The 11,694-nt window shown below is 71.1% G+C and carries 13 protein-coding genes; 4 read left to right on the top strand and 9 right to left on the bottom strand.

What is annotated here, in order from left to right; translation table 11 throughout:
- Position 1: 1 nt before the first annotated feature.
- From pgsA to C5H89_RS08845, 5 genes are all read right to left on the bottom strand, one after another.
- Positions 2-631 (bottom strand): phosphatidylinositol phosphate synthase, encoded by a 630-nt coding sequence (gene pgsA / locus C5H89_RS08825; protein WP_104106618.1) that lies wholly within the window; start codon positions 629-631, stop codon positions 2-4.
- 12 nt (positions 632-643) lie between these two features.
- Positions 644-1,405 (bottom strand): inositol monophosphatase, encoded by a 762-nt coding sequence (locus C5H89_RS08830; RefSeq protein ID WP_104106619.1) that lies wholly within the window; start codon positions 1,403-1,405, stop codon positions 644-646.
- Positions 1,406-1,412: 7 nt separating this feature from the next.
- Entirely contained in the window at positions 1,413-1,964 is a 552-nt protein-coding gene (locus C5H89_RS08835; RefSeq protein WP_104106620.1) for an HIT domain-containing protein, read from the bottom strand.
- Between the two features lie 5 nt (positions 1,965-1,969).
- Positions 1,970-3,961, bottom strand: a complete 1,992-nt coding sequence (gene thrS / locus C5H89_RS08840) for a threonine--tRNA ligase (protein ID WP_104106621.1) — start codon at positions 3,959-3,961, stop codon at positions 1,970-1,972.
- Between the two features lie 63 nt (positions 3,962-4,024).
- Positions 4,025-4,591 carry a DUF2231 domain-containing protein gene (locus C5H89_RS08845; RefSeq protein WP_104106622.1) on the bottom strand — a complete coding sequence of 189 codons (567 nt, stop codon included), beginning with the start codon at positions 4,589-4,591 and terminating at the stop codon, positions 4,025-4,027.
- Between the two features lie 98 nt (positions 4,592-4,689).
- Here C5H89_RS08845 and C5H89_RS08850 point away from each other — a divergent pair, with 98 nt between their 5' ends.
- From C5H89_RS08850 to C5H89_RS08865, 4 genes are read left to right on the top strand one after another with little or no spacing between them, the layout of a single operon-like run.
- Positions 4,690-5,859 (top strand): RtcB family protein, encoded by a 1,170-nt coding sequence (locus C5H89_RS08850; protein WP_104106623.1) that lies wholly within the window; start codon positions 4,690-4,692, stop codon positions 5,857-5,859.
- Between the two features lie 50 nt (positions 5,860-5,909).
- A complete protein-coding gene (locus tag C5H89_RS08855) occupies positions 5,910-6,635 on the top strand; it encodes a VOC family protein (protein WP_104106624.1) in 726 nt (241 codons plus the stop codon).
- A gap of 25 nt (positions 6,636-6,660) precedes the next feature.
- The gene (locus C5H89_RS08860; RefSeq protein ID WP_104106625.1) at positions 6,661-7,524 is read left to right on the top strand and encodes an MBL fold metallo-hydrolase; all 864 of its coding nucleotides are present in this window, start codon (positions 6,661-6,663) and stop codon (positions 7,522-7,524) included.
- Positions 7,521-8,105: a TetR/AcrR family transcriptional regulator gene (locus C5H89_RS08865; RefSeq protein WP_162799293.1), complete on the top strand. Its 585-nt coding sequence runs from the start codon at positions 7,521-7,523 to the stop codon at positions 8,103-8,105. Before C5H89_RS08860 ends, C5H89_RS08865 begins: the two co-directional genes overlap by 4 nt.
- Here C5H89_RS08865 and C5H89_RS08870 read toward each other — a convergent pair.
- The 4 genes from C5H89_RS08870 to C5H89_RS08885 form a co-directional block, all read right to left on the bottom strand.
- Complete coding sequence (locus C5H89_RS08870; protein ID WP_162799294.1) at positions 8,089-9,360, bottom strand: MFS transporter; 1,272 nt, start codon at positions 9,358-9,360, stop codon at positions 8,089-8,091. The genes C5H89_RS08865 and C5H89_RS08870 overlap by 17 nt on opposite strands.
- A complete protein-coding gene (locus C5H89_RS08875) occupies positions 9,357-9,938 on the bottom strand; it encodes an isochorismatase family cysteine hydrolase (RefSeq protein WP_104106627.1) in 582 nt (193 codons plus the stop codon). The genes C5H89_RS08870 and C5H89_RS08875 overlap by 4 nt, the downstream gene beginning before the upstream one ends.
- Positions 9,935-10,621: an isochorismatase family cysteine hydrolase gene (locus tag C5H89_RS08880; RefSeq protein WP_104106628.1), complete on the bottom strand. Its 687-nt coding sequence runs from the start codon at positions 10,619-10,621 to the stop codon at positions 9,935-9,937. The genes C5H89_RS08875 and C5H89_RS08880 overlap by 4 nt, the downstream gene beginning before the upstream one ends.
- A 76-nt stretch (positions 10,622-10,697) precedes the next feature.
- Entirely contained in the window at positions 10,698-11,693 is a 996-nt protein-coding gene (locus C5H89_RS08885; RefSeq protein ID WP_104106629.1) for an ABC transporter permease, read from the bottom strand.
- Position 11,694 lies beyond the last annotated feature (1 nt).

Genomic DNA, 11,694 nt, shown 5'->3' on the forward strand with positions numbered 1-11,694 from the left:
GTCAGCCCGCCTCGGCGGCCCTCGCCTTGGCGAGCGCCTGGCTGCGCACCGTCAGGATGCGCTGGACCACCGTCACCGTGCTCAGCGCCCCCAGCAGGCCCAGGCCGTAGGCGAGCACGGCGGGCTCGTCGGCGATCTCGGCCGCGAGCGCGAAGACGCCCAGCAGGACCAGCCGGTCCGCCCGCTCCATCAGCCCCACTCGAGCGGTGTAGCCCACGGACTCCGCGCGAGCCCGGGCGTAGGAGGTGGTGGCACCGGTGACCAGGCACCACAGCGCGGTCGCCTGGCCCAGGACCATGTCGCCAGGACCGGCGAAGTAGAGCAGCACCGATCCGAAGACGACGGCGTCGGCGATCCGGTCCAGCGTGGAGTCCAGGAAGGCGCCGAAGTCGCTGGTACGCCCGCTCAGCCGGGCCATGGTGCCGTCCAGCAGGTCGAAGAGCGCGAAGACGGTGACCACGACCAGCGCGGTGATCAGGTGGCCGCGCGGGGCCCAGTAGAGCGCGGCGGCGCACGTGAGCACCGTGCCGATCAGGGTGATCGCGTCCGGGGTCAGCCCCAGGCGCAGCAGGACTCGGGCGACGGGGGCGATGAGGGCCTTGGTGATGAAGCCTCTGAAGTGTTCCAGCATGTCGGGAGCAGGCTACCGGCCCTGGCCGGTCAGCGCCTGACAGACCTCCGCCACCGCCGTCGGCGCGCCCGCGACGTACCACTCCACTCCACCGGCCGACACCCGGCTGGTGGTGCCCCCCACGCCTCGGATGACGGCCGCCCCCGGGAGCTCGTCCCAGACCGGCACCGAGTGCTGCACCAGGACGTCGACCCGTCCCTGGGCCAGCGCCATCGCGTCCATGGAGCCCGAGCCCATCATCCGCAGGGTCGCCGCTCCCCGCACCGCGCGGCCGAACGCCTCGCCGACCGGGCCGCCGTAGAAGGGCGGGTGCAGGTAGGTGGTCACGCAGGCCCGCGCCAGCGGTACGTCGACCAGCGGGGCCAGCGCGACACCGTTGCGGGTGGATCCCAGGCCCGGCCCGCCCACGTAGGTGGCGTCCTCATGCGGGTGGTGGACGGCGCCCAGGACGAGCTCGTCCCCGTCGGAGAGGGCGAGCGCCGAGCACCACCACTCCAGGCCACGGTGGAAGTTGTAGGTGCCGTCGACCGGGTCGATGACCCAGGTGCGGCCGCTGGAGCCAGTGTGGGCGGCCCCCTCCTCCCCCACGATCGAGTCGTCGGGCCGCTCGGCGCGCAGCCGCTCCAGGACCAGACGCTCGGCGGCCCGGTCGGCCGCGGTGACGACGTCGGAGACGCTCGTCTTGCGCTCGACGCTGAGCCCGGCGACGCGCATGCCGAGCGCGAGCGCCCCGGCCTCGCGGACGAGGTCGGAGGCCAGCGCGGCGTCGGTCATGGCCTCGTCACTGCCAGGCGTCGGCGAGCAGGGCACGGGTGTCGGTGAGCAGCTCGGGCAGGGTCTTGGTGTGGCCGATGATCGGCATGAAGTTGGCGTCGCCGATCCAGCGGGGCACCACGTGCTGGTGCAGGTGGGCGGCGATCCCGGCACCCCCGGCGATCCCCTGGTTCATCCCGATGTTGAAGCCCTCGGCCCGGGACACCGAGCGCAGCACCAGCATGGCCTTCCTGGTCAGCCGCCCGATCTCCACCGCCTCCTCGTCCGTGGTCTCCGTCCAGTCCGCGATGTGCCGGTAGGGGCAGACCATGAGATGCCCCGAGGCGTACGGGTAGAGGTTGAGCACCACGAACGCGGTCTCCCCGCGGTGCACGACCAGCCCGTCCACGTCGTCGAGCGAGGGGACCCGGCAGAACGGGCACTGCTCGCTGGAGGGGTCCGCGGGCTTGTTCTCGCCCCGGACGTAGGCCATCCGGTACGGCGTCCAGAGCCGCTCCAGGTCGTCGGGCCGGCCGATCCCGTCCTGGTGCGCCTCCTGGTGGTCCTGCTCGGCAGCCATCGTGATCAGACCTGCTCGCGGGCGGCCACCGCGGCGGCGACCCGCTCGATGGCCTCTTCCAGCGGCACCCCGTTGTCCTGGCGCCCGTCGCGGTAGCGGAAGGAGACGGCCCCGGCCTCGACGTCGTCGTCACCGGCGATCATCATGAACGGCACCTTCTGCAGCTGGGCGTTGCGGATCTTCTTCTGCATCCGGTCGTCGGAGTCGTCCACCTCGACCCGCAGGCCCAGGGGCTTCATCCGCTTGGCCACCTCGAAGAGGTAGTCGTTGTGCCGCTCCGCGATCGGGATCGCCTGCACCTGGACGGGGGCGAGCCACGGCGGGAACGCGCCGGCGTAGTGCTCGACCAGGACGCCGAGGAACCGCTCGATCGACCCGAACTTGGCGGAGTGGATCATCACCGGCTGCTGCCGCGAGCCGTCGGCGGCGACGTACTCGAGGTTGAAGCGGTCCGCGGACGGCTGGTTGAAGTCGTACTGGACGGTGCCCATCTGCCAGGTCCGGCCGATCGCGTCGCGCGCCTGGACGGAGATCTTGGGGCCGTAGTAGGCGGCGCCTCCGGGGTCGGGCACCAGCTCCAGGCCGGTCCGGGTGGCGACGTCATCGAGCACCTGGGTCGCGGTCGCCCAGTCCTCGTCGGACCCGATGAACTTGTCCTTGGCGGCGTCGCGGGTGGACAGCTCGAGGTAGAAGTCGTCGAGACCGAAGTCGCGCAGCACGCTGAGCATGAAGTTGAGCAGGTGCTCGACCTCCTCGGGAGCCTGCTCGGGAGTGCAGTAGGAGTGGGAGTCGTCCTGGGCGAAGCCGCGCACCCGGGTCAGGCCGTGCACGACTCCGGACTTCTCGTGCCGGTAGACGCTGCCGAACTCGAACAGGCGCAGCGGCAACTCACGGTAGGAGCGCTGCCGGGAGCGGTAGATGAGGTTGTGCATCGGGCAGTTCATCGCCTTGAGCCGGTAGTCCATGCCGTCGACGTCGAGAGCGGGGAACATGCCCTCCCCGTAGTACGGCAGGTGCCCGGAGGTGTAGAACAGGCCCTCCTTGGCGATGTGGGGGGTGCCGACGTACTCGAAGCCCTCCTCGATGTGCCGCTGCCGGACGTAGTCCTCCATCGCCCGCTTGATCACGCCGCCCCTGGGGTGGAATACCGGCAGCCCGGAGCCGATCTCGTCGGGGAAGCTGAACAGGTCGAGGTCGCGGCCGAGCTTGCGGTGGTCGCGGCGCTCGGCCTCCTCGATCCGGTGCAGGTGCTCCTCGAGCGCCTCCTTGGACTCCCAGGCGGTGCCGTAGATGCGCTGCAGCTGCTTGTTCTTCTCGTCGCCGCGCCAGTACGCCGCCGCCGAGCGCATCAGCTTGAAGGCCGGGATGCGCTTGGTGGTCGGCAGGTGCGGACCGCGGCACAGGTCGGACCAGGCCACGTCGCCGTTGCGACGCACGTTGTCGTAGATGGTCAGCTCGCCCGCGCCGACCTCGACGCCGGCACCCTCGGCGGCGCCCTCGGCGTGCCCGGAGCCCTTGAGCCCGATCAGCTCGAGCTTGTAGGGCTCGTCCTGGAGCTCGCGGATGGCGTCGGCGTCGGTGGTGACGCGGCGGTCGAAGCGCTGACCCTCCTTGATGATCTTGCGCATCGCGGTCTCGATCTTGGCGAGGTCCTCGGGCACGAACGGGGTCTCGACGTCGAAGTCGTAGTAGAAGCCGTTCTCCACCGGCGGACCGATGCCGAGCTTGGCCTCGGGCCAGAGCTGCTGCACGGCCTGGGCCATCACGTGGGCAGTGGAGTGGCGCAGGATGTCGCGGCCGTCGGCGGAGTCGATGGCCACGCCCTCCACCTCGTCGCCGTCGGAGAGCTCGTGCGCGAGGTCGCGCAGCTGGCCCCCCACCCGCGCCGCGATCACCTCGGCGTCGTCGGCGAACAGCTGCCAGGCCTTGGTGCCACTCGTGGTGGTCCGCTCCTGACGCTCACCGGCGTGGATGCGGACGACCTTGATCTCGGGCACGGGATAGCTCCTGGTTCGGCTGGGTGAGGACGGGTCGATGCTATCGGTCCCGCCGCCGACCTCTCAGACCCGTGTCGCGTCGAACGCCGGGTGGTGGCTGCCCACCTTCCGGGCCTCGGCGAGATGACCGCCGAGGTAGGCGCCGGCGCCGGACATCGCGAAGCCGAGCAGGCTGAGCTTGACCCCGGTCCCCTGCCGGCCCTGACGGCGGGCCCGCCAGGAGGCCGCGTAGGCGCCGATGGCCAGGCCGTTGCTGACCGCGTGGACCAGCCCCACGCGCTTCTCCCGCGACGAGGCCTCGGACCACTCGGCCCAGCCCGTCCAGGCCGTCGGGACCGCGGCGGCGAGCCCGGTGCCCACCAGGGCCTGGGCCGGCGCGGCCCAGCGGCCCCGCCCCAGCACGTCGAGCAGGCTGGCGGAGGTCCAGCTGCCCACGACCAGGTCGGTGAGCAGCGGGTGGAGGGCGTGACCGAGCCAGTCGCCGCGCAGCACCCGACCCTTCACCCCCGAGGCGAAGAGCGTCTGGACGTGTGGCTCGAGGGCAGCCACCGGCCGGTCGAGCACCGAGGCACCCTCCAGTCGCAGGGTCCAGCGCACGAGTGCCGGCGGTCGTTCGGATGTCGTCGTCATGGACCCACCGTGCCCGGCGAGGCTGTCAGCAAACGTGGCGGATCCGTGCGTCGGCCGACTGAGAGAATTCCGTTTGACCGGTAAGGAAGGCTGCGGACATGGAACAGATCACCAAGCGCTTCCTCAACTGGGCGAGCATCCTCGAGGACGCGACCCGGGCGCAGGTGCAGATGACCAGCGACATGCCCTTCATCTACCCCCACGTCGCCCTGATGCCGGACGCGCACCTGGGCAAGGGCTGCGCAGTGGGGGCCGTCCTGCCGACCCGCGGCGCGATCATGCCCGCTGCGGTCGGGGTCGACATCGGGTGCGGGATGATCGCCGTCCGCACCCAGTACGTCGCAGCCGACCTGCCCGCTGACCGGCGGCCGCTCCGCGAAGCGGTCGAAGGTGCGGTGCCGCTGTCGGCGGGCAGGTACAACGCGGCGGTGACACGTGAGCACACCAGGGCGCGGGTCACGGACCTGGAGGCCCGCGCCGAGAGCGCCGGCTTCGATCCGGCTCGCTACGCCGCCAACTGGCGGCTGCAGCTCGGCACGCTCGGCTCGGGCAACCACTTCATCGAGGTCAGCCTCGACGAGGAGGACCGGGTGTGGCTGTTCCTGCACTCGGGGTCCCGCGGCGTGGGCAACAAGATCGCGACCCAGCACATCAAGGTCGCGCAGCGCCTGTGCGCACAGCGCTACATCAAGCTCCCCCACCCCGACCTGGCCTACCTCGTCGAGGGCGATCCCGAGTTCTGGACCTACCTGGACCAGCTGCGGTGGGCGCAGCACTTCGCCCTGCTCAACCGGGAGGAGATGATGGATCGCCTCGCCCACTGCTTCGGCGAATGGGTCGGCGGTGCCGTCGTGGAGTCGCAGCGGATCAACTGCCACCACAACTACACCGAGCAGGAGGAGCACTTCGGCGAGACCGTCTGGCTCTCCCGCAAGGGCGCCATCGACGCCTCCCAGGGGACGTGGGGCCTGATCCCGGGCAGCATGGGCACGCGTTCCTACGTGGTGCAGGGCAAGGGCAACCGCCTCGCCCTCAACTCCTCCCCGCACGGGGCGGGGCGGGAGTACGGGCGGCGGCACGCACAGCGGACGTTCACCTACGACCAGCTGGTCGAGTCGATGGCGGGCATCGAGTGGTCGGGGTCCAGGGAATTCATCGACGAGATCCCGAACGCCTACAAGGACATCGACGTGGTGATGAACGACGCCAAGGACCTGGTGGAGGTGCGCCACACCCTGCGCCAGATCGTGAACGTCAAGGGCGACTAGCGCGCCGAAATCGGCGTGCGCCGCCCATTGTCCCGCTCTACGGTGAGCGCATGTACCTGGAGAACGTCGTCTTCGACGCCATCGAGCCACGGCTGCTCGGGCGGTTCTGGGAGTCCGCGGTGGGCGGTGAGCGGCTGACCGACGAGCCCGCCGGCTTCGAGACGCGGCTCGCCGTCCCGGGCGGGCCGACGCTGGACCTGTGCTTCCAGCCCGTCGCCGACCCGACGCTCGACCCGCCCCGGCTGCACGTGGACCTCCGGGGCGGGGAGCGCCAGGCCGAGGAGGTGGAGCGACTCCTCGGACTGGGTGCGCGACGCCTGGACCTGGGACAGGGCGAGGTGCCCTGGGCAGTGCTCGCCGACCCCGAGGGCATCCCCTGCTGCGTCGTGGAGGAGCGTCCGGCGTACGCCGGCACCGGACCGATCGCCGCACTGCCCCTGCACTCCGCGGACCCGGCTCGGGACGCGGAGTTCTGGTCCTGGCTGACCGGTTGGCACGAGGTCCCCGGCTGCGCACCCCGCTCACTGCGTCACGAGTCCGGGCTGGGTCCGCTGCTCGAGCTGTGCCAGGAGACGACCGGCAAGACAGCGGCCAAGAACCGGCTCCACCTCGACGTCCGGCTGGAGTCCGGCGAGGACGCCGACGACGTTGAGGAACGCATCACCGAGCGGGGAGGCGCACGCCTCCAGGTCGACTGGGGCGCGCTGCCGTGGCGGTCCTACACCGACCCCTCGGGCAATGAGTTCTGCGTCCTCCCGCCGACGAAACACGCCTGAAACTGTCAAGCGATAGGTTGAGCCCATGCTGGGCTACGACACGGGTTTCCACGAGGTCGGCGACCGAATCTGGGTCGCGCGCTACGAGTGGCACGACGTAAACATCACGGTCATCGAGGGCGGCGCGGGCCTGCTCATGATCGACACCCATGCCTCCACCAGGGCCGCGGTCGGTGTCATCGACGACATCCGACGGGCCGGCCTGGGCGAGGTCACGGTCGTGGTCAACACCCACGAGCACTTCGACCACACCTTCGGCAACGCCGCCGTACGGTCGGCCTACGGCCCGGTCCCCATCCACGCCACCCAGCACGCCACGGACCACACGCTGAGCTCGGCGGTCGCCTTCAAGGCTCGCTTCGCCGCCCAGGTGGCCGCCGGGGAGCTGGCCGACCCACGGACCCCGGAGATCCTCCGGACAGATGTCGTGGCACCCGACCGCCCGTTCGTCGGCCGGACCACCCTCGACCTCGGGGGCCGCACCGTGGAGCTCGTGCACCCCGGTCGGGGGCACACCGCCGGAGACCTGGTCACCTGGGTGCCGGACGCCAACCTGCTCCAGGCCGGCGACCTGCTGGAGGAGACCGGACCACCGGTCTACACCGACCACAGCTACCCGCTCGACTGGCCGGCGACCATCGACGCCGTCCTGGACCTGATCGACGCCCGCTCCACCGTCGTGCCGGGGCACGGCGTACCCGTGGACAAGGAATGGGTCCGGGGGCAGCGCGCCGAGATCGCGCAGGTGGCGGACACCATCCAGCGGCTGGGGTCCGACGGCGTCCCGATCGAGCGGGCGATCGCGGCGGCGAGCTGGCCGTGGCCGACCGACGACTGGCGGTTCGCAGGGGCGCTCCAGAGCGGGTACGCCCAGCTCGGGCTCGCATGAGCACCGAACCCGTGCGCCGCGGCACCGGTCGCGCGCGCATCATCGAGGCCGCGACCGAGCTCTTCCTCTCCCAGGGTTACGCGGGCACCACCACGCGCGACATCGCCGCCAGGGCGGGCATCCGACAGCCCTCGCTCTACGCCCACTTCAAGGTCAAGGCCGACATCCTGCTGGAGGTCCTGGCCCAACCGATCCGGGCCTCGGTGGAGACCTCGGCCGCCCTGATCGAGGACGCCGGGCTCAGTGCCGTCGAGCGTCTGGGACGACTGGTCGAGTTCGACGTGAAGCTGCTCTGCGACGGACCGAACCTCGCTCACCTGGGATACCTGCCCGACGTCCGCGCCGAGCAGATCGACGCGGAGCTCGACGCGCAGCACCGGGACCTGCGCCGCGCCTACGAGGTGCTGGTCGAGGGAGCGCTGAAGGAAGCAGGACGGCCGGTCGAGGACGCCCGAGGCATCAGCGACGTCGTGCTGACGCTGGTCGAGGGGGTCATCCTCCGCCGCATCGTGGATCCCGGCGTCACCGGCGAGCAGCTCGCTCCGCTGCTGCGCGACGCCGTGCTCACGCTGGTGCGCTGAGCGGCGCCTCGGCTGGGTCCCGCTGTGCTCGGACGTCGGCGGTCCGGCCCTGCGCAGCGGCCCGCCCCGCCCGCTCACGTGCTTGGCGGTCGTGCCGGGTCACCACCAGGACCCACATGGTCCCCAGCAGCACTACGACGCAGCTGATCCACAGACCGCGGGCGCCGAGCCCTCCCAGCGCCAGGCCACCGACGAGCGATGCCAGGGTCCGTCCCACGGTCCAGGTCATGGAGTAGAAGCCCTGGTACGTCGCGAGCAGACGCGGCGGCGCGATGTCGGCCACCACGGTGGCGGCGACCGGGAAGATGCCGAGCTCCCCCAGCGTCCACAGCACCGTGGCGGCGGCGTAGTGCCACCACGCGGTGGCGAACACCTGCACGACGTACCCCGCCGCGGTCAGGGCGACGGCGCAGCCGAGCACCGTGGACTTCGGGACCCGCTCCAGGAGCCGGACCAGCGGCAGCTGGAAGAGACACAGGATGACCCCGTTGACGGTGAGCAGCACGCCGTACTGCGGGACCGAGAAGCCGGCGTGGTCCATCACCACCGGGAGCGTGGTGGTGCCCTGGATGTAGACGACCATGTAGGCCGTCATCGTCACGGTGAAGACCAGGAAGACCCGGTCCCGCAGCAGCTCGCCGTACGCGGTGCGCACGGTGATCGGGGCTCCGCCGGGCCGAGGCGCCGAACCGCTCCTCAGGCTCGGGACCAGGACGACCAGGACGCCGAGCAGCAGCGCCGCCTCGAGGTAGAACACCGCGGCGAAGGACCAGCCCGCCAGCCAGCTGGCGAGGATCGGGCCCACCGCCCAACCGGCGTTCATCGCCCACACGTAGAGGCTGTAGGCGCGCTCGCGCTGGGCCGGCTCGACCCGCTCGGTCACCAGCGAGCTGAGTGCCGCGTTGCCGAGGTGACAGGCGATCCCGTACAGCAGCAGGACCCCCGCCAACGGGCCCGTGCCCAAGGGCTGGGCCAGCACCACCAGGAGCAGGGCCGACGCCACCTGGCCGGCGACGATCAGGCCGAGCCGCCCGAGGCGGTCGGCGAGGTAGCCGCCAGCCAGGCTGGCGACCACCCCGCCCGCGCCGAACGTCGCGGTGACCAACCCGATCGTCGTGGCCCCCAGGTCCCGCTCGCTGGCGAGCCAGGACGCCAGGAGCGGCGCGACGAACCGGCCGATCGAGAGCACCAGGACGGTGGTCCACAGAGCCCAGAAGCTGCGCGGCAGCCGACGGCCGCCCCTGGGACGGGTCACACCATCACGGGACGCGACGCCAGCCAGCCCATGACCTCCTCGGAGGTGACCAAGGCCTTGCGCTGCAGGTAGTCGATCATCTTCAGCGCGTCGTCGTGCGCCTGCTCGCTCGACCCGGCCACCACGTCGGTCACGACGTTGATGAAGAAGTCGCGCTGGTGGGCGTCGACGCTGGTGTAGAGGATGCAGATGTCGGTGAAGCCGCCGATGAGGATCAGGCTCTCCACCCCGTAGGCCTTGAGCACGATGTCGAGCTCGGTGGCGAAGAAGCTGGAGTAGCGGCGCTTCCGGATGTGGAACTCCTCGCCCACCGGGCCGAGCCCGTGCGCGATCTCGTTCTGCGGGTCGCCCTCGATGCAGTGCGGGCCCTCGGAGCCGTCGAGCTCGCGCCCGATGTCGGTCAGGTGCGGCTTGTGCACCTCCTGGATCCACACCACCGGGACGTCGCTCTCACGGCACGCGGCGACGATGGCCTCGGCCTTGTCACGCTGCTCGGCGGTGTAGGTGCAGAAGGGACCGGACAGGTCGCCCCCCTGGAAGTCGACGACCACGAGTGCGGTCTTGCCCTGGATGTTCATGCGATCTCCTCGAGGGTGGTGGCGGTCGGCGCGGGCAGCGCGGCGAGCCAGTCGGTGACGGCGCCGCTGGTGACGAGCGAGTCCCGCTGGAGGTACTTCATGGCGCGCAGTGCGGCCTCGTGCAGCTCCTCACCGGAACCGACGACGAGGTCGGTCACGGTGCGGAAGTGGTAGTCGTGCTGGTGGGCGTCCACCGCGGTGTAGTGGATGCACACGTCCGTCATGCCGCCGATCAGGACCACGGTCTCCGCGTGGTAGCCACGCAGCACCAGGTCCAGCTCGCTGCCGAAGAAGGCGGAGTAGCGGCGCTTGCGGATGAGGTACTCCTCGGGTCGCGGGTCCATCCCGGGGTGCAGCTCGGTCGCCTGCTCCCCCTCGATGCAGTGCGGCCCCTCGGCTCCGTCGAGCTCCCGCCCGATGTCGACCAGCGACGGCTTGTGCACCTCCTGGATGAACACCACCGGCACCCCCTTGTCCCGGAAGGCGGCGACCAGGTCCACGGCGCGGGCGTTGCGCTCGGCACGCCCGGGCATGAAGCCCTGCTCGGGCCGGGTGGGGGTGAACGGGTTCTCCAACCCGCCGCCCTGGATGTCGACGACGACCAGGACGACGTTGCCGACGGGCTTCAGCTCGTCGCTGGGGGACCATTCCGTGACCTGGCACGGGCTCTGCACTTGGGGCATGGGACTTCCTCACTGATGTGGATGGGACTGATGGGGGGGTTGGGGGACGGCGCTCCCGGTCACCGGGGCGCCCGGGTCAGCTGAGCCGGGCCCTGGGGTCCAGGGCGGCCAGGCCCAGGTCCACGAGCGTGTTGATCACGACGTACGTCGCGCCGAGGAGCAGGCTGACGGTGGCCACGGTGCTGGTGTCGGCGGTGTTGATGGCGCGCACCAGGTACTGGCCCAGGCCGTTCCAGGAGAAGATCGACTCCACGACGACGAGGCTGGAGAGCATCATCCCGACCTGGACGCCGAGCAGGCTGAGCGCCGGGCTGGCGGCGTTGCGCAGACCGTGCCGTCGCAGCACCTGGGACTCCGTCTCGCCCAGGGAACGGGCGGTCTGGGCGTGCTTGGAGGCCAGGTTCGTGGAGAGTCCGTCCGCGAGCACCCGGGCCAGCGCCACCCCGGGACCGAGGCTGCCGGCGAGCGCGGGCAGCGCCAGGTGCTTCAGCGCGTCCAGGGAGTAGGCGAGGTTGCCGGTCAGGAGGCCGTCGAGGACGTACAGGCCGGTCAGCCCCTCCGACGCGCCGTACGACGTGCGGCCGGAGACGGGAAGCAGGTCGACCTGCACGGCGAGGAGGACGACGCCTGCCGTGGCGACCAGGAACGCCGGCGCGCTCGCCGCGCTGAAGAGCACGAACCGGAGCCAGCCCGCGCCCCGGCCGTCCAGCGCGTAGGCACGCGCCAGTCCGACACCGATCAGGATGGACAGCACCACAGTGACGAGGGCGAGCTCGAGCGTCGCCGGGATCCGGGTGGCGAGCTCGGAGGACACCGAGCGGCGCGTCGACAGGCTCTGGCCCAGGTCGCCGGTCAGGATGCCGCTGACGTAGTTCCAGTACTGCACGACCAGCGGGTCGTCGAGCCCGAGGCGGGCCCGGGTGGCCTCGACCGCTTCCTGGGAGGCGTTGGCCCCCAGGTAGGCGTGCACCGGGTCGCCGCCGCCGAAGTGGCTGACCAGGAAGACCAGCACGCTCAGTGCGAGCAGCACCGGCACCAGGGAGGCGACCCGGAACAGGGTGAAGCGCAGCATG

This window comes from Nocardioides sp. 616, from assembly GCF_002930065.1.
Taxonomy (GTDB): Bacteria; Actinomycetota; Actinomycetes; order Propionibacteriales; family Nocardioidaceae; genus Nocardioides; species Nocardioides houyundeii.